Origin of the sequence: Maribacter polysaccharolyticus, from assembly GCF_028882255.1 — a bacterium.
GTDB classification, from domain to species: Bacteria; Bacteroidota; Bacteroidia; order Flavobacteriales; family Flavobacteriaceae; genus Maribacter_A; species Maribacter_A polysaccharolyticus.
In genome coordinates, this window is record NZ_JARBUY010000001.1 from 250,592 (window position 1) to 268,607 (window position 18,016).

Genomic DNA, 18,016 nt, shown 5'->3' on the forward strand with positions numbered 1-18,016 from the left:
CTATTAATGGTTAATGGGTAAATGAATACTGAACCCGGTTCCTTCGTTTTCTTTTGACACTACTTCCAGTTTTCCGCCGTGTGCCTTAACAATGTCATAGCTCATGCTCAATCCCAAGCCCGTACCTTTGCCCGTGGGTTTGGTGGTGAAAAAGGGCTGGAATATCTTATCCACGATACCTTTGGGGATTCCGTTTCCATTATCGATGACTTTTATTTCCATGGTATCACCCTTTTTTTTGGTGTGAACAGAAACGGTTGGTCTATAGCCCTTCGGGTTTTGCAGTTTCTTTTCATTCACGGCATAAAAAGCATTGGTAATCAGGTTTAAAATTACCCGGCCCATATCCTGTGGAATAACATTGATGGGCCCAATGTTATCGTCAAATTCGGTTTTTAGTTCCGCATTGAAGCTTTTGTCCTTGGCGCGTAATCCATGATAGGCCAATCGCAGGTATTCGTCTGCAAGGGCATTTACGTCTGTCGGTTCCCTTCGGCCACTGTTATTACGGCTATGTTGTAGCATTCCCTTAACAATGGCATCGGCGCGTTTGCCATGGTGGTTTATTTTTTCAAGGTTTTGTTTGATGTCCGTAGCAATGAACCTTGCCTCCTCCAAATCGCCTTTATCCAGTTCCTCGTTCATTTCATCGATAAGTTCGTTACTGACTTCCGAGAAATTGTTGACGAAGTTGAGTGGATTCTGTATTTCATGGGCAATACCGGCTGTCAATTCTCCCAAGCTTGCCATCTTTTCAGCTTGGATGAGTTGCGTTTGGGTTTGCTGTAATTCGGATAAGGCATTCTCGGCACTTTTTTTCGCCAATTGCAGGTTTATTAAATCTTCCTCGGCTTTTTTGGCTTGCGCTTCAGCAACTTTTAAATCCTTAAACCGGGTGTAGGTCAAATTGAAAACGGAAGCAAAACGCTCTAACAAATCGATGGTTTCTTTTGGTTGTTCTTCTGGCGCAGCCATTCCAATTATACCTCCCGAAAAATAGGCTAGGGTCTGAACTCTTCGTTTTTGTTTCAAACCATCGGTAAAAGGAATCTTTAAATCATTGTTCAAGTAGTGGAAATAGGCTTCCAGTTCCTTTCCTTTCATATCAATGACAAGAGATTTTTTTTGCTGTTTCCAGCCATCCAACATTTTTTTTATGGTTTTGTTTTTTGATGCTTGTAGCGTGAATTGGCTGGCAATTTCACTGCCGTCTTCATTGGTAGCCCATGCTTCTATAGATGCTCCTTTTTCTTTGATAATCCCAATAAATAATCGGTTGGGTGCAATCCCCAATGCAACGAGTTGTTGAAAAACAACCATAGAGGTTTCTGCTAATTCTTCAGAGGATTGCATGGCAAGTGTTCTGCTTCGTACACGTTCCAATGCCATATCAATTTGAGTCTCTCGTGCCCTTTCTTCCGCTTTTTGTAAATCCATGAAACGGATATAAGCTTGTTCAAAAACCTTGGCAAAGCGTTTAATGATTTCGGCATCATTTTCCGAAGGGACGGCTTCTGTTAAGGAAGGGATGATAATTGCCGAATTTTTTGACCAAGCGGCCGAGAGATAGTGTTTGTCAGCTTTGAGTACAAACTGTTTATAATCTTCTGGCATGTGCTTATAATCACTATTTTCAAAGGCTTGTTTAAAAAAATCATTTTTAGCTGCTACAGGAAATTCCTTCGAGAAATAGGCATCGCCTCTCATTTTGGAATCCCAAGCATCATTAAAAATAGGATTATCGAAATAGGGTACTAAATATCTTCCCGAAGTTGAAAAATCATCAACCGTAATCCAGTGCACAACATCTTTGTTGTCTGGGAAGTAGGTGCAAAGAATTACACCTCCTGCATCGTATATAACGCCTAGTTCCTTTAGTTTTTCGGCAACTACAGCAACTACTTCCTGGAGTTCCTTTGGTTTGTGCATGGCGAGCGAACGTGAACGTACTCTTTCCAATGCTGCCTCAATCCGCGATTCCCGCGCTTGTGCTTCTGCTTTCTGTAAATCGAGAAAACGAGTGTAGGATTGTTCGAATACTTGTCCAAAACGTGCAATGATTTTGTTTTCAGCTTCTGTATATGGAATTGAGGCATAGTTTGCAAGAATCAACATAATATTAGGATTGATGGCTATGGAACGTGCCATTCCTTTACTTTGCATATACTCATTGTCTTCTTTCGAAAAAACATTGGCGCGTTTATCATTTTTAAGCAAATGTCCGTGCCATTGGTTATTCTCTTTTTGTGTTAGGATATCCGTAAAAAATGAAGAAGATCTTTTTTGAGCTGCTATTATATTGTTGAACATTGGTATGTCTTTATAAGGCACAACAAACCGCATAGGTTTTGCCATACCTTTTGCAGCGGTCCAAAATCTATACGTCTCATCAATATTGTTATGGGCAAAACTTACATGATGAAATCTAAAACCCAATGCAAGTAATTGTTCTGAAACCACGGTAATAACCTCCAGGAGTTCCTCGCTTTTATGCATGGCCATACTTTTGGCACGAACTCTTTCCAATGCTGCCTCAATCTGTGCTTCCCGCGCTTGTGCCTCTGCTTTTTGCAAATCCTCAAAGCGTTTGTAAGCCAAATCGAATGCCGCTCCCATTTTGGTGAGAATGGTTTCCATTTCCTCTGAAGGTGCATTTAAAGTATCAATGACCAGTTTGCCATTATTCAGTGTTTTTACGGCATGATGCAAATGTTCCAATTTTGTGGACCCAATAAATTCTTCAACTTCATCTGCAAATTTGTTTTCCTCATGTTCCCTAAGCCAAGCAATGATTCTTTTAAAGTCCTTGGTATTTTGTTTTTCCAAAAAGTAATCCTCCGGATTTTCCCAAATCCGTTTTATATAGAGATTTGGATCTCTTTTTTTAAGTTTGAACGTAATGTCGAAGGGGATTTGAAATCCATTATTATTTTCTTCAAGCGAGGAGAGGTCCCACATTCTTACGTTGTCTTCACCTTCATTTAAGAAAATACTGGCTGCAATCACATCCGGAATTTCCAATGACAAGACTTCTTCTTTCAGTTTAGCGACCACGGATAAGATGTCTTCTGACTTGTGCATGGCCAACGCTTTGGCCCTAACACGCTCCACGGCTAAATTTATTTGTGCAGTCCTGGTTTGTGCTTCAGCTTTTTGAAGATCTAAGAAACGTGTGTATGCCTGATTGAATGCTGAAGCTATTTTAGTTACGATCTTTTTTGTGTCTTCATTTGGTGGTGCTATAAGATCAATAGAAAAAAGGCCATTATTGTGTCGAGCAAAAGGATTCCATTGCTGTGAAAGTCTACCTGTTGTTATGGCATCTTTAATATCATTGCCAACAGCCTTATCTGCCAAAGACCATTCTTTAACTGCTTTATGTAATTTTTCCAAAGGATAATCCAATACAAAATAATCCTCCTTTAAATTTTTTAGAATTCGTACCGGTTCGCCGAGTATATCATATTTTGAAGCATCGTAAGCAACACTGTAGCTATTTGGATTACTTATGTTTCCTGGACTAGAGAGATCCCAGATTTTTACGTAATTATTTTTATCGACTAACCAAATACTCACTCCAGTTAAGCCGTTAATATCTAAAAGTTGTAACTGCTTATAAATTTCAGAATTTACATTTTTAAGATCATCTGGATGATGCATGGCCATAGATTGCGCCCTAATACGCTCAACCGCAACTTCAATTTGCGATTCTCTCGCTTGTGCTTCTGCTTTTTCAAGATCGAGGAAACGTGTATAGGTTTGCTGAAACACTTTGGTGAAACGCAACATCACTTCAATTTGTGTATTGGCGAGCTTTTCGCCACCAATAATCAATAAATAACCTTGCTTAAAGTTGAACGCATGAATGACAATTTCTTTTGGTGAAATTTCAACAAGTTCTTTTGCGGAAAAAGGGAAATTAATACCTTTTTCTGCCACAAAAGTTTGATGTGCAATGGTTTGTTTTTTCGTCAATTCGATAACGGATAACGGTTCTTCTTTTTTCCATCCAGCAAGAATTTTTCGCATCGGAGGAGTTTGTTGGTGTGGAATACCAATGGCTTGATCTAGAATTTTACCGGTTGAAGGATTAGGTGTGTAATTCCAGCCAATATCTTCATTCTCATCCATTAAAACATAACCACTTGTAAAGCATTCGATGCCTAATTTTGTAATTTCATTCCAAAGCAATTCTCCTGCTTCTAAAAGCTCACTACTTTTTTGCATGGCCATAGTACGCGAACGTACTTTTTCCAGAGACATTTCTATTTGTGCTTCCCTTGCTTGTGCTTCTGCTTTTTGAAGGTCTAAAAATCGCGTATAGGTTTGCTCGAAAACCTTGGCGAAACGCTTGAATATATCATAGGCATCGGGTACCGGTTCCCGGGTGATGAATAACAAATACCCATATTTGAAATACACGACATGGTCTATTTGATAGGTCGGGAAACCGTTATTGGTTTTCTTTAATTGTTTTAAAACATCGCCAATAACAGGGAGGGAGCTCATATATTCATAATGGGCCACACATTCATCACCTGAAAATTCTTGAATACATAGTGTTTCCCCATTTTGACCTCTGTCGTAATACTTTTTAAATATGCCGGCCCTTGGAACCGTGTAGGTGTGTAAAACCCCTGCTTCATTCCCGAACCATTCGGTAGATTCGTTTTCCCCATAAATATTAAAAGCACAACCCCAGGTTTTAATGCCAAGTCCTCTTACTTGTTCATCTAACAAGTAAGAAGCTTCTTGTAATTCATCGCTATGTTGCATGGCCATGGTTCTTGCCCGAACACGTTCTAAGGCGAGTTCAATCTCTGATTCTCTGGCTTGTGCTTCTGCTTTTTGTAAATCTAAAAATCTGGTATACGTTTGTTCAAAAACTTTAGCGAAACGTATAAAAATATCGTGTGCATCTGGTACAGGTTCATGTGTAATAAACATGAGATACCCTTTTTTAAAATAGGCACAATGAATAATTTGAAAAGTTGGAAACGAAAGTCCAGCTTTAGCTAATGCTTTCACCTCAGGTATAGATACCAAGTACTTGTAATGTTCTTCTAGTTCTTTTCCTTCCTGCTCTAAAACAAATAAAGCGTCTCCTCTTTTTTCTGCTTCGCGAAAAAGTAGATATACGTCTTCACTAGAATTTGTTCTAAATGGTGGTTGAAGTCTATCTTTACCTGCCATCCAAGCCGTAGCAAATTTCTTGTCTTTATCCCAAATGTTAAAACCACAAGCAAAGGAATTTATGCCTAGTTCCTCAACTTGTTGAAATAGAAGCAAAGCGGTATCTCTTAATTCATCACTTCGTTGCATACCCATAGTTCGGCTTCTCACTTTTTCAAGGGCGAGTTCAATTTGAACTTCCCTAGACTGCTTTTCAGCTTTTTGAAGGTCGAGGAAACGTTGATGGGCCAAATCGAATGCACTTGCGAATTTTACTAATATATCAACATCTTCTTTTGGCGGATTTTTAACGCTTCCGGGCAAGCTATACCCGATTTCCCCATGGCTGGTACGTGCCATGATAAATGTGAGTCCCCCAATATGCCGAATATCATCATGGGTAGGCGCTTGGGGATCGATATTTTTGAAATCACCCAAATTGACCATTTTATCTACATAGTCTATGGCCTCCCGTGCATCCATAGCATACACAACGGTTGGTTCTTTACTTTTTTCCCACTTAGCCAACAGTGGAATATCACCATGGATGTGCCTTGGCAATTCCATTACGAAACCAATGCGGGTCCCATCACCGGAAGTCATGGCTTTTTCATATTTATCGGGCAACCACATCATATGCCAGAAGTAGTGTGCCTCATGCCCCAATTTTGTGAATTCATTGCGCATGGCCACTACAATATCAAGCAAATCCATTGATTCTTTCATGGCAACGGCTTGTGCCCGAATGCGCTCTAAAGCTGTTTCAACTTCTAGTTCGCGATTTTTTTGTTCGAGTTCAAAGGTTCTTCGCTTTATGGCTTCCCGAAGCTCTTGGTTTTCCTCATTGATTTTTTCAAACCCTATGGTTTCCCCCTCATCCGTTTTGCCATCGGGGGTAGAGAAATGTTGGTAAATAAAGCGCCAACCGTTCTTGGTTTCTTTTAAGGTATTGGCAAACCGGAAACGGCCGTAATATGTATAATCATCCCCATTTTTAAACCACGCATCGAACAAGTGTGTTATGAAGACCAATTCACCAAATTTTTCTATGATTCTGTTCTCATTTCTTAAGGCGCATTTTCCTGCCAATTGGTCTGCTGTTTCCCTAAAGAAATTGGTCGTGTCTTTTTTACTTAGGAATTCTTCATTATTGGTAGAACCTATAAAATGATAGTCTTTTTCCAAATAGTTGTCATAGGTTTGAACATCGCCGTTAAGGTAAGCGTCTAACCAGGTATTATAGACTTGCCAAATTTCATTTTCTTGTTTTTTGGTCAGTTTCATGCCTTAGGATATTGGTAATGTTATCATGAATGTTAAGCTTTCATTTCATCAAGGGAAAAGTGATTTGGGCTTTCGATAAAACCGAAACTATGGTTGAGGGGTTGATTCATATTTATTTCTCGAAAAAGCGAGCATCTTATTTGTTAGTTATTCGTTTCTTTTTCTTTTAATGTGACCCAACAACAGGCTCCTGAATGAAAATTTTGTTTGCCGTTGAGTACACGGCCAAATTCTCCATACGTAAAAAAACCAGCCATAGGTGAATTCCAAACCCTCGCAAGACCTTCGTTTTCTTCAGTTGCCAATGGTCCAAGAATGGGTTGTCGGCCTGCACAGGAAAAGACCAATAAGGCATCTGCTTGTTCTCCTGTGTCTTGTTTTAACTGGTTCGCTTTGTCTATGACTTCTTCAACAATATCGAATTCCGGAGGGTTGGTAAACCAAAAATTCAAACCTTCAGACATTGGTATGTCCATCACTAAAGCTTTCTCCTTAACGTCAATCCTCATAGGTGTTTTTAGCACTGTTTCGTTCGCGTCCCTTTCAACAATAAATGGATACTCCATTGATACTTCTTCAAAAATGTTATAATTGTTTTCGGTCATTTTATCTTCCTTGCCCAAATATTTCAAATAAAGTTCCAAGGCTGGTTTTCCATCAATTTCATACAATAAATTGCCTTTACTTTTGGTAACCGTTCTTTTAATTCCCAACGGTTTCCAACCGGTGACCGCCATTCCTTTTAAATTGATTTTATCCCCGTCAAGAACTAAAGCGACCAGGCCATCGTCTGTTTCTTTCGAATTGGTAAATACAAAACTTCCTTTAAGCGTCCAATCATCCCCAGCCATACCCCCAAAGAATAATTTATCAGGTCCAAGCTGTTCTTTTAAATAGTTCACCATTTCTTCACCTTTAAAGAATTCTTGTTTTTGGTTGATCCCTGTACTACAAACAATAAGTGAAGGATTGGTAAATTGCTTTAATGCAGTATGGGCAAGTGTAGCAGTTGCGGTTTCTAAAGTTCTCTCTCCAATAGCTTCAAAAAGAATGGTGTAATGCGTTTTTGGCAATTCTAAAAGCAGTATGGCGATTTCACCTGTGGTTTGGATACCATTAATGAATTCGCCTGAGGATGTTGCGCCAAAAACATCTATATCTTTAGCGGCTAACCATTGACAGATTGCTTTTCTATCTTGTTTTATCGAGATGAATATTATGGCCAAGGTTGGTTTGAACCCATCACTGATGGTGCGATCCAAAGTTTTTTGAATGTCATTGACAGATGTACCATGAATTGATTTAGCTTTCATTTCTATTTTTCTTTAATTGCCACCCAACTTATGGTAGTACCATGAAATTGGGTAGTACCCGCTTTTGTCTTTCCAAATTCTCCCATGCTGAAAAATCCTGCCATGGGCTTATTCCAAATTTTCTGTATGCCCAATACTTCTTCGAAAGCCATGGGGCCCAATGAAACTTTTCTGCCTATACATGAAAAACAAGTACAGCATCGGCATCCGACAATTCATTTTGTTTTATTTCCTGTGCACTTTCCACAACCGCATCAACGACTTCGAAGTCGGGTGGGAGTGAAAACCTGAAACGTGATCCTTTTATTAAATTACCGCCACATAAAACCGCATCAGTTTTTGGGTCATACTTTAAGAATGGACGCATAACCGGAGCCCCTTTTTCCTGTTGGATCTGTATGGGGAACGTAGTGCCTAAATTAGAGTAACCATCATCCAATACATGTTCATCGATTTCCAATCCGGTGAATTTTTTAACGACTTCCATAGCCGGTTTATCGTCGATGGTTTGAATCCATGGACCCTCACATTGCGTTATTATTTTTTCAGTACCAACTGCTTTCCAGCCCGACACGGCCTCTCCTGCCAGCGTGACTTTTGTTTCATCGATAATCAGTGCCAAAACAGCCTGTTTACTTTCTTTGGCATTGGTAAAAACAGCATCACCGGCCATTCCGCCTATGACTGTTGTTTTTTCATCCAATTCATTGCGTATGCCCTGCATTATAAGTTCCCCTGGCCCTTCCATATTGGAACCGGAAATAATAAAGGCAGGTTGTTTGAAGGTGGATTTTCCGAAATTTCCGATATAGCGACCAGAGTTAAGTGCTTCCCCATACGGATAATCCTTAATAACTATTTTGAAGTACTCCGGATTCATGTCAAGTAGCATGATTACAATATGCTTGGAAGTAACTCCCTCTTCAGTAAATTCACCAATGGTTGTAGCACCAAAAACGGCTATTCCATTCTTATCCAAAAAGGAGGATATGGTGTGTTTGTCAAGTTCTGCCGATATAAAAACAAAAGCCAAGGTCGGTTTAAAACCATCGGATGTTGCCTTATCCATTTCTTTGATGATGGCTTCGGTGGAACTGGCTTTTATTGTTTTTGAAATCATTTATGTCAATTGATTATATATCATTGGATGTTGCTTCTGCTTCTGGTGAGCACATGGTTTGTTTCAAACCCAAGGGTTTCCCCTTCTTCAGTTTTGGTATCGGGCGTAGCGAAATATCGGTAAATGAAGTACCAGCCTTTCTTTTTACTTCCAAGGCACTTATCAACCTGAACCTGGTGTCGAAATTCCTATCCCTGTACAGGTTGAACCTTGGATCGAACAAAGGGGTGATGAAAATAGAATTCCCTAACTGTTCCATGGTCAAGGTTTTATTTCTTAATTCACATTTTACGGCAAATTGGTCAGCCGTATCGGCCAAAAATTGGGTGGTAGCCGCTCTATCTAGAAAATCTGCATTTTGGGTAGTACCTATAGAATGACAGGCATCATCAAAATAGGAGTCATAGGTTTCAACATCCCCAATTAAATAACGGTATAACCATTTATCATAAACTTGTATTACCTGTTTGGTTGGTTTCATAGGATGTTTTCTATAGTACTACAATGATGAACGTAGATCCTCGGTTATCTTTAGCGTTTAGAAGACCGTACCATTGGTTGGCATCGGGTCAAGATCCATAAGGCCTACCATAGTTTCTTCTTAACGGGAAAACAATGGTACTACCTGTACAAACCCAAAAATCCCAATACTCCTAAAATTGGTTTACAATCTTTTATTTAGTGCTAAGGCTTCCACGAATAACAGGCACGGCTTTTATTCGCTCGGATACTTCTTTAACAAAGGATTTTAAAATGGGGGAGGTACTCAAATATAAAAAAAATTGGCACACATAGCACGATCATCCATTGATTCCTGATTTTTAATGTGCTGAACCGGAAATACATAAAGAAACCCATACGCTGGGGACTATCGAAAACAGCCATGGTTGACAAGCCTTTTGGGTGCTGGCGACCTTCAACCGATTACCTACACTTTCCCAATATGGAAAATTAGAGCGGTTCTAGGGATTACGATAGCTAGCCATGGTTATCACCCAGTGGGCATAAAGCCGATTTCCCGTATAAGGAAGCTCTCGGGTAGTCCATATTTTTCCAAATTGTGTTACTTTGCAGTCGTTAATCATGATGCAAATCAAAAATCGGAAAAATGTCAAAAGCCAATTGGGAAACCGCTATAGAATTTGAGGATATCACCTATAAAAAATGTAACGGGGTAGCCCGTATCGCCTTTAACAGGCCCAATGTACGCAATGCTTTTCGGCCCAAGACCACCAGTGAGCTGTACAAGGCTTTTTATGATGCCCAAGAGGATACCTCGATAGGGGTGGTCCTGCTTTCAGCGGAAGGCCCCTCAACCAAAGACGGGGTGTATTCTTTTTGTAGTGGAGGCGACCAAAAGGCACGCGGACATAAAGGTTATGTAGGGGAAGACGGTATGCACCGCCTCAATATCCTTGAAGTGCAACGTTTGATCCGTTTTATGCCCAAAGTGGTCATCGCGGTTGTTCCCGGTTGGGCCGTAGGGGGCGGACATAGTCTGCACGTAGTGTGTGATTTGACCTTGGCCAGTAAGGAACATGCCCTTTTTAAACAAACCGATGCCGATGTCACGAGTTTTGATGGGGGATATGGCTCTGCCTACTTGGCCAAAATGGTTGGACAGAAGAAAGCTCGGGAAATCTTCTTCTTAGGACGTAATTATACGGCCCAGGATGCTTATGAAATGGGCATGGTAAACGCTGTGATCCCCCATGATGAACTGGAGGATACCGCTTACGAATGGGCCCAGGAAATCTTGGAAAAATCACCCACCTCGATAAAAATGCTGAAGTTTGCCATGAACCTTACCGATGACGGCATGGTCGGACAGCAGGTTTTTGCCGGGGAAGCCACCCGTTTGGCCTATATGACCGAAGAGGCCAAAGAAGGTCGCAATGCTTTCTTGGAAAAACGCAAACCCAATTTTGACAAGAATAGTTGGATCCCTTGATGGAAACGGACCAAGGTAGGAGAGAACGCATCCTGATCGGTTTAACGAACCCATGGGCGATATAATGGCCTATCGCCATTACCCACGGTTTCTCTTATTTGAAATAGCGATATTTCAAACAATAAACCCTTAAACTAAAAAGAGCCCTATCGAAGACCGACAAGACTCTTTTACGAGAACACTATATGAAAATGAAAAAAATTATTTACTTGATTATTACGATGTAAATGTAAAACGTTCTTGCAGTACTTGCCAATTATTGTTGTGTACCAAGGCAGAAATGTGGTAAACTCCCCATAATAGGTTTTTTGACATAAAACCAATCCTTTAAAAAGGTCAAAAAGGTCCGATAGCTACTTGATCGCTGCTACGATTCCGCTTAAGAAGGTATTTACATCAAATTCCGGAGACTCTGCCAGGCCGGTACGTACGACTACCAAATCCTTGCTAGGTATGACAAACACATATTGCCCTTGATAGCCATTGGCGGAATATAGGTCTTTGGGTACATCAGGGTAGTTGCCTTCGGCATTTAACCAAAAATGGGGCCCATAGGTGCCATCGGACAATTTGGTCGGAGTGGTGATATAATCGACCCATGAAGCATCAAAAAGCTGCTCCCCGTTCCAGTGCCCCTTATTAAGATACAACAGCCCGAATTTCGCCCAATCCCTCGTGGTAGCCCAACCATAGGACGAACCTACGTAATTTCCCTTCATATCGGTTTCGATAAGCATGGAGTGCATGCCGATCCTATCGATTAAGGCCTTGTAAGGAAAATCGAGGTATTCCTGATGGGTTTTGAAACGATCCCTTAAAATGCCCGAGAGAAGGTTGGTCGTACCTGAAGAATAGTTCCATACCTCCGTAGGTTCGGCAATGGCTTTTTTAGTGACTTGGGTCAACGTCATATCCTCTTCCAAAAACAACATACGGGTAACATCCGAAATTTTCCCATAATCCTCTTCCCAGGCCAATCCGCTCTGCATTCTCAGTAAATGGTTCAACGTAATGTTTTTACGTTCATCATTTTGCCATGGTTTTATAGGGGCCGGGTCGTTCAAATCGATTTTTCCTTCATGTTCAAGGATCCCAAACAGGGTAGCCAAAACACTTTTGGTCATCGACCAACCTAAAATGGGGGTTTCCGCACTAAATCCGTCGACATATTTTTCCCCTATTATATGGTTTTTATAGGCTATTAGGACGGTCCTTGTTTTTTGTACCTCGGCATTCGCAAAAGCACCTTCAATGGCCCCTTCCAATCGATCGTAATCAACATCTTCAAAAATAGTATCCTTGGGTTCCAAATTCCCAAAGGGAAAAGGCAAAGCTATTTCCTCCTTATCGCGTCGAGGTAAAAAACCAAATGATCCCGTATCGTAATCGTCATTTACCAGTACGCAACCAACTCCTTCATTGCAAATGGCCTTTCGTTCCATAAAACCATAAACGGTGGCTGTTGCTCCATCGTTGTATGCCTCGGCCTCGGCCAATTCGATCATCGGGACCTTATGGTCGTTCGCTGCAATCGATTCCGGACTGCGATGGGCAACAAAATGGTTCGAGGCCATGCTTTTTGCGGTAAAGCCGGAAATAATGTTCAATTTAGGGTAGTTGATATACACTACAACGCTCAGGATGACCAACGCTGCAATTGAAAGGCGCTTTACTATTTTCATGGGGTTAAATAACTTCAAATATATAAATTGAAATGGATTCCGTTATGGATTTCCGAGAACAATTACTTAGGACTCATGAAAATTCTTTAAATTACGTAAAGTAAGTCGCTTAAAATTCACTGCCATGGAAAATAGACGGTCATTTTTAAAGAAATCGGGAATGCTGCTTGCCGCCAGCACATTGCCGACCCCCATATTTTCGACACCATCGACAAAAGATAAACTTGGCGTTGCCCTAGTGGGATTGGGGTATTACAGCAGGGATTTGTTGGCACCGGCACTTCAATTGACCAAACATTGCGAATTAAAGGGAATCGTAACCGGTAGCCCCGAAAAAATACCTATTTGGAAACGAAAGTATGGTCTAAAGGACCGCAATATCTACAATTACGGGAACATGCACGCCTTGGCCAACAATGATGAAATAGATGTGGTATACATCGTAACGCCCAATACCCTCCATAAACCTTATGCGGTAATCGCGGCAGCGGCAGGAAAGCATGTTTGGTGTGAGAAACCCATGGCAACTACCGTTGCCGATTGTCAGGAAATGATCAACGTATGTGCAAAAAACAAAGTGCAATTGACGATAGGGTATAGGATGCAGCACGAACCGGTCACCCAAAAAATAATCCGATGGGCAAAAGAAAAACCCTACGGTACGATTACCGATTTGTATGCCGAAGCCGGATTTAGACATGGGGGTCATGATCGTAGTCATTGGAAATTATATAAGGAACTGGGTGGGGGCGCCATGTTCGATATGGGGGTTTATCCCCTAAACGCCGTAAGGTATGCCACTGGCATGGAACCTTTGGCGGTAAGCGCAACCCAGCCCAATTCCAGGCCCCATATTTTCAAAGCTGATGAAACCACTCTTTTCGATCTAGAATTTCCGGAAGGAATCACAGCACAGTGTAAAACGACCTTTGCGGAAAGTATCAACACCCTTAAAGTAAATTGTGGGGAAGGCTGGTACCAATTGCGCCCTTTCCAATCCTATGGCGGGGTTCAAGGCATCACCAGTGATGGTCAACGGTTACAGCCATTTCAAGGAAACCAGCAGTCGAAACAAATGGATGATGATGCCCTTGCGATCAAAAACAAAAGACCATTTGACGTATTGGTGCCCGGAACCGAAGGAATGAAGGATATTAAGGTCGTGGAGGCCATATTTGAGTCGGCAGCACAAAACGGAAAACGGATGATCCTATAATGAAGTTCCGCTTTATTTCAATGGTTTTTATAACCTTCCTTTCGATGGCTTGCAAGGAAACTACCACCGAGAAAATCGATCCTTATATATGGGTGCCTTTAGAAGTTACGGCAACGGCCTACAATTCAATCCATGATCAAACTACGGATAATCCCCATATCACGGCTTGGGGCGATACCTTGGTCCCCGGAATGAAATCCATTGCGGTTTCCAGGGATTTGATAGCAAAAGGATTGTCCTATGGCACATTGGTGCGGATAGCCACTTTTCCCGACACCTTCCATATTAATGATAAAATGCATCGAAGATGGACCAATAGGATCGACATTTATATGGGGGAAAATACCAAGAAGGCAAAAGAATGGGGAAGAAAAAAGATATTAATTGAATATGCCGTTAAAAAGAAAGAATTCGATTCTTTAACTTTATCCCTACAAAACTGAAAAAATGAAAAAATCCTTACCACTGCTTTTGGTGGTGCTCTTTACTGCTTGTTCTACCTCAAAAAACATTGTGGACAAACCGATTATTTTCAATGATGAACGCAATGAACTGACTTTGGAATATTTAAAAGACCGGTACGGCCTGGACCGGGAAATGACTACCATTGTACCCAGGATGATTGTCTTGCACTGGACGGCCATTCCAACATTCAAAGGGTCTTTCGATGCCTTTTACAATGCCAAATTACCAAATTGGCGACCTGATATTGAAAATGTCAGTGGTTTGAATGTTTCCACCCATTTCTTGGTAGACCGGGATGGTACCATCTATCGGTTAATGCCGGAAACAACCATGGGAAGGCATGTGATAGGGCTCAACCATTGTGCCATAGGCGTTGAGAATGTAGGTGGTACGAAAGAAACCCCTTTGACCAATGCACAACTGAAATCGAATATTTGGTTGGTAAAGTATTTAGCCGAAAAATATGATATCGAATATGTCATAGGACATCATGAATACACCCTGTTCGAAGGTCATGACCTTTGGTTGGAGCAGGACGAAGGATACCGGACAACAAAGACCGACCCTGGGGAAGAATTTATGTCCAAAGTCCGTAAAGCCACAACACAATTTGAATTTAAACCCCTACCCAAAACCAGCAAATAACATGAACATAAAGTTGACCTCCCTTTTTCTTTTGCTATCGATAGCCCATTTTGGATTTTCCCAAGATTCGGAACTTACCTCAGAACTCTATGAGACCTATGAAAAATATAAGGAAGAAAAACTAGATCATCGCCGTATAAAGCATCATGAACTGCAGCCTTTGATAAAAAAACATGCCGTAAATCCCCTTTTTACGGTTAAAAAGGTAGGGGAATCCATAGAAGGGCGCGATTTGAATTTGATCAGTATGGGTACGGGAAAGACCAATGTGTTCCTTTGGTCACAGATGCACGGCGATGAACCCACGGCCACCCAGGCTATTTTCGACATCCTTAATTTTTTCGAAAGTGATGATTTTAAGGACGAAAAAATCGAGATCCTGAATAACCTTACGCTTCATTTTTTACCCATGCTGAATCCCGATGGGGCCGAGCGCTATCAACGAAGGAATGTATTGGGGGTCGATATAAATCGGGATGCCCTTCGGCTACAATCCCCGGAAAGCAAAACCTTAAAACGGGTAAGGGACAGTCTGAATGCCGATTTTGGCTTTAACCTACATGACCAAAGTACGTATTACAATGCGGAACGCACCGATAAACCCGCCACTATTTCCTATTTGGCCCCTGCCTATAATTATGAAAAGGAAATCAATGAAACCCGGGGAGATGCGATGAAAATCATCGTCTATATGAACAATATCATTCAAAAATACGCTCCGGGACAGGTAGGGCGTTACAATGACGATTTTGAACCCAGGGCTTTTGGGGACAATATACAAAAGTGGGGTACAAGTACTATTCTAATTGAATCCGGAGGATATGCCAATGATGTGGAAAAACAGGAAATCAGGAAATTGAATTATGTATCCATACTTTCCGCCATTTATACCATAGCGGAACAAAATTACAAAGGGATCCCCCTAGCCGAATATGAGAAAATTCCTGAAAACGACCGGAAATTGTTCGACTTGAAAATAAAGAATGCCACTTATGGAATTTTAGGCACCGATTACATTATCGACCTGGGCATCAACAGGTTGGAAGTCAATAAGGAAGATAATAATGATTTTTGGTACAGCAGCCGTATATTGGACCAAGGTGACCTATCGACCTATTACGGATACAAAACCTTCGATGCCGAAGGCTACACCATAAAGCAAGGCAAAATCTATCCAAAGGGGTTTTCAACCCTAGAAGACCTAAAAAACATCGATCCCTTGGAATTGTTAAAGCAAGGATATACGTATATACGTATGGCCAAGATACCGATGGAGATGTTGGAATCGCCGATTCCCATGAATATCTTGGGCAGTACGTATGAATTGCCCGAGTTTCAGCTGCAAGTCGGTATCAACCCTACATTTCTCTTGGAAAAAAATGGGAAACCGGAATTTGCCGTAATCAATGGGTTTTTATTGGATTTGACATCAGGTAAAGGGCAATTTAAGAACGCGATGATCTACCGATGATTTCAGGGGTAGTCGTTACGACGGTGCATTGGGGGGAAGAACCGCATCCCGATCGAAATAAACAACGGTCATTTCGTTTCCGTTTTTTATGTTCAATACCCAAACTGTATCCTCATATACGGACTATAGGTGAATAGCATCACAAGCATGACCAACAATACCGATACAATAGTGGAAAACAATAGTAAAACAAGGTTTTTATACACTTTGGATAATTGACCGGCCGCACTGTTCTGGATAATTTCGTTGATTACATCCATAATTCTACATCTTTAAAAAATTCGTTTCCATGGTTTGGGATGTGGGGCATTCCTTCATTGGGTGTTCCTTGATAATAAAACAACTTGAAAAACAATAACCCTACTTGTAAAGGCAAAAAAAAGCACCCTTCGAAGGGTGCTCTTAAAAACGATATATGGTTTTGCCTTTTATTCGCAACCACCTGTGAATCCATCGGCACTGAATTTGGTTTGTACCGCACCCTGTAGGTTGCCATCAACCACTTGGATCACTAAATTGTTATCCCCGCTACCATCGCGTTTTGGACTGCAATATTCAAAGAGGTAAAAGCTATTTGCCCTTTCGGATATCTTTAAGGAGATATCGTTAAAGGTATTTTCCAATTCCTCGGCATTCCCGGCGAAAACACTATAGGTCTTCCCGATTTCGGATAATACCTCCGTGTCGATTTCAGTTCCCAAACCAATCGTAAAAAACGATATATTGGCACTGGCATCATCGACCTTATCCAAGGCTGCATCCTTGGTATACCGGGAAGCTTGATCCGTACCATCGGTGAAAATGACCACGGAAGCGGCCCCGATGATATCTTCCTTTATACTTTCCTCCAAAAGGTCCTCCGCAATATCCGTAGATTTTATCACCGCCCCATAAAGGTCTGTTGATGGATCATCGCTAATATCGTCAGAAATGGAATTGATGGCATCGATCAAATCCTGTTTAACACTTGTCAGGTCGTTCAACAGATGTAATTCATCTTCCCCATCGAACCAATAAATCGCCATTTTATATGACTCATCGGTGGTCGTTGGCATCACATTGTTCACAAAACTCACCGATGCCGTTTTCAATTCGTCAAGGCTACTGCTCAATACACTATTACTCAAATCCAAGACCAAAAGGGTATTTGCATTGAAAATCTGTGAATTCGGGGAAATCCGTGCATAAGATTCCGATGCGGAAATGGTATTAAAGCATTCATCATTCCGGCCTTGTTCATAAATCGTAAATTGATCTGCCGTCAGTCCGGATACAGGGTTTCCATCGGTATCGGAGACCTTGAAAAAAATGGATACTTTTCCGGGAAGGGTAGTGTATTGCTCCTGAATGGAAAGTACTAAATCGCTCTCGGGAAAATCGAGGCAATCGTCAACCGTTTCCCCTAATCCAAGTCCGTCCCCGAAATCCAAATCGAGTTCAACATCATCATCGGCATTACCGCATGAAAAGGACAATAAAAGAAAACTAAAAATACCAAAATAAGTAGCTAATGATTTCATTTTCGTTGTTTAGAGGTTCAACTCACAGAACGTACTTTTTGCTCATAAATTATGCCACAAAAATAAAAGTTTGTTAAATCTTGTTAAAGTAAAAATCAATATATTAATATCCTTTAAATTAGAAGGAATTAAAGCTTGGATACCAACATATGGAACTTGACCTTAAGTCCTTATAAT

13 protein-coding genes and 1 pseudogene are annotated in these 18,016 nt (G+C 41.0%); 5 read left to right on the forward strand and 9 right to left on the reverse strand.

The window, feature by feature from the left end:
• Positions 1-3: 3 nt before the first annotated feature.
• The 6 genes and pseudogenes from PHU20_RS01170 to PHU20_RS01185 all read right to left on the reverse strand — a co-directional run bounded on the left by PHU20_RS01170 (position 4) and on the right by PHU20_RS01185 (position 9,370).
• Positions 4-5,898 (reverse strand): sensor histidine kinase, encoded by a 5,895-nt coding sequence (locus PHU20_RS01170; RefSeq protein WP_274823502.1) that lies wholly within the window; start codon positions 5,896-5,898, stop codon positions 4-6.
• 174 nt (positions 5,899-6,072) lie between these two features.
• Positions 6,073-6,456, reverse strand: a pseudogene (locus PHU20_RS20125) (nuclear transport factor 2 family protein); the annotation flags it as partial.
• A gap of 143 nt (positions 6,457-6,599) precedes the next feature.
• The gene (locus tag PHU20_RS01175) at positions 6,600-7,769 is read right to left on the reverse strand and encodes an FIST signal transduction protein (RefSeq protein ID WP_274823503.1); all 1,170 of its coding nucleotides are present in this window, start codon (positions 7,767-7,769) and stop codon (positions 6,600-6,602) included.
• A 2-nt stretch (positions 7,770-7,771) separates the two neighbouring features.
• Positions 7,772-7,921: a hypothetical protein gene (locus PHU20_RS20130; RefSeq protein ID WP_420828657.1), complete on the reverse strand. Its 150-nt coding sequence runs from the start codon at positions 7,919-7,921 to the stop codon at positions 7,772-7,774.
• 23 nt (positions 7,922-7,944) lie between these two features.
• The gene (locus PHU20_RS01180; RefSeq protein WP_274823504.1) at positions 7,945-8,889 is read right to left on the reverse strand and encodes an FIST N-terminal domain-containing protein; all 945 of its coding nucleotides are present in this window, start codon (positions 8,887-8,889) and stop codon (positions 7,945-7,947) included.
• A 13-nt stretch (positions 8,890-8,902) separates the two neighbouring features.
• Positions 8,903-9,370: a nuclear transport factor 2 family protein gene (locus PHU20_RS01185; RefSeq protein ID WP_274823505.1), complete on the reverse strand. Its 468-nt coding sequence runs from the start codon at positions 9,368-9,370 to the stop codon at positions 8,903-8,905.
• A 627-nt stretch (positions 9,371-9,997) separates the two neighbouring features.
• Here PHU20_RS01185 and PHU20_RS01190 point away from each other — a divergent pair.
• Positions 9,998-10,840 carry a 1,4-dihydroxy-2-naphthoyl-CoA synthase gene (locus PHU20_RS01190; RefSeq protein ID WP_274823506.1) on the forward strand — a complete coding sequence of 281 codons (843 nt, stop codon included), beginning with the start codon at positions 9,998-10,000 and terminating at the stop codon, positions 10,838-10,840.
• A gap of 353 nt (positions 10,841-11,193) precedes the next feature.
• On the opposite strand, the gene PHU20_RS01195 is transcribed toward PHU20_RS01190, so the two are convergent.
• Entirely contained in the window at positions 11,194-12,522 is a 1,329-nt protein-coding gene (locus tag PHU20_RS01195) for a serine hydrolase domain-containing protein (protein ID WP_274823507.1), read from the reverse strand.
• Between the two features lie 124 nt (positions 12,523-12,646).
• Between PHU20_RS01195 and PHU20_RS01200 the strand changes: the two genes are divergently transcribed.
• From PHU20_RS01200 to PHU20_RS01215, 4 genes are read left to right on the forward strand one after another with little or no spacing between them, the layout of a single operon-like run.
• Entirely contained in the window at positions 12,647-13,738 is a 1,092-nt protein-coding gene (locus PHU20_RS01200) for a Gfo/Idh/MocA family protein (protein WP_274823508.1), read from the forward strand.
• Positions 13,739-13,782: 44 nt separating this feature from the next.
• Entirely contained in the window at positions 13,783-14,181 is a 399-nt protein-coding gene (locus tag PHU20_RS01205; protein WP_274823509.1) for a 3D domain-containing protein, read from the forward strand.
• 4 nt (positions 14,182-14,185) lie between these two features.
• Positions 14,186-14,848 carry a peptidoglycan recognition protein family protein gene (locus PHU20_RS01210; protein WP_274823510.1) on the forward strand — a complete coding sequence of 221 codons (663 nt, stop codon included), beginning with the start codon at positions 14,186-14,188 and terminating at the stop codon, positions 14,846-14,848.
• A 1-nt stretch (position 14,849) separates the two neighbouring features.
• A complete protein-coding gene (locus tag PHU20_RS01215; protein ID WP_274823511.1) occupies positions 14,850-16,319 on the forward strand; it encodes a M14 family metallopeptidase in 1,470 nt (489 codons plus the stop codon).
• A gap of 92 nt (positions 16,320-16,411) precedes the next feature.
• Here PHU20_RS01215 and PHU20_RS01220 read toward each other — a convergent pair whose 3' ends face one another.
• Both PHU20_RS01220 and PHU20_RS01225 read right to left on the reverse strand, forming a co-directional pair.
• Complete coding sequence (locus PHU20_RS01220) at positions 16,412-16,579, reverse strand: hypothetical protein (RefSeq protein WP_274823512.1); 168 nt, start codon at positions 16,577-16,579, stop codon at positions 16,412-16,414.
• Between the two features lie 168 nt (positions 16,580-16,747).
• Positions 16,748-17,839, reverse strand: a complete 1,092-nt coding sequence (locus PHU20_RS01225) for a vWA domain-containing protein (RefSeq protein WP_274823513.1) — start codon at positions 17,837-17,839, stop codon at positions 16,748-16,750.
• Positions 17,840-18,016: the final 177 nt, after the last annotated feature.

Bases quoted from the DNA above. Each gene is read 5' to 3' on its own strand.
- PHU20_RS01200 (WP_274823508.1), top strand. From the start codon at position 12,647: ATGGAAAATAGACGGTCATTTTTAAAGAAATCGGGAATGCTGCTTGCC.
- PHU20_RS01225 (WP_274823513.1), bottom strand. From the start codon at position 17,839: ATGAAATCATTAGCTACTTATTTTGGTATTTTTAGTTTTCTTTTATTG.
- PHU20_RS01220 (WP_274823512.1), bottom strand. From the start codon at position 16,579: ATGGATGTAATCAACGAAATTATCCAGAACAGTGCGGCCGGTCAATTA.
- PHU20_RS01205 (WP_274823509.1), top strand. From the start codon at position 13,783: ATGGCTTGCAAGGAAACTACCACCGAGAAAATCGATCCTTATATATGG.
- PHU20_RS01190 (WP_274823506.1), top strand. From the start codon at position 9,998: ATGTCAAAAGCCAATTGGGAAACCGCTATAGAATTTGAGGATATCACC.
- PHU20_RS01195 (WP_274823507.1), bottom strand. From the start codon at position 12,522: ATGAAAATAGTAAAGCGCCTTTCAATTGCAGCGTTGGTCATCCTGAGC.
- PHU20_RS01215 (WP_274823511.1), top strand. From the start codon at position 14,850: ATGAACATAAAGTTGACCTCCCTTTTTCTTTTGCTATCGATAGCCCAT.
- PHU20_RS01180 (WP_274823504.1), bottom strand. From the start codon at position 8,889: ATGATTTCAAAAACAATAAAAGCCAGTTCCACCGAAGCCATCATCAAA.
- PHU20_RS01170 (WP_274823502.1), bottom strand. From the start codon at position 5,898: ATGAAAGAATCAATGGATTTGCTTGATATTGTAGTGGCCATGCGCAAT.
- PHU20_RS01185 (WP_274823505.1), bottom strand. From the start codon at position 9,370: ATGAAACCAACCAAACAGGTAATACAAGTTTATGATAAATGGTTATAC.
- PHU20_RS20130 (WP_420828657.1), bottom strand. From the start codon at position 7,921: ATGGCTTTCGAAGAAGTATTGGGCATACAGAAAATTTGGAATAAGCCC.
- PHU20_RS01175 (WP_274823503.1), bottom strand. From the start codon at position 7,769: ATGAAAGCTAAATCAATTCATGGTACATCTGTCAATGACATTCAAAAA.
- PHU20_RS01210 (WP_274823510.1), top strand. From the start codon at position 14,186: ATGAAAAAATCCTTACCACTGCTTTTGGTGGTGCTCTTTACTGCTTGT.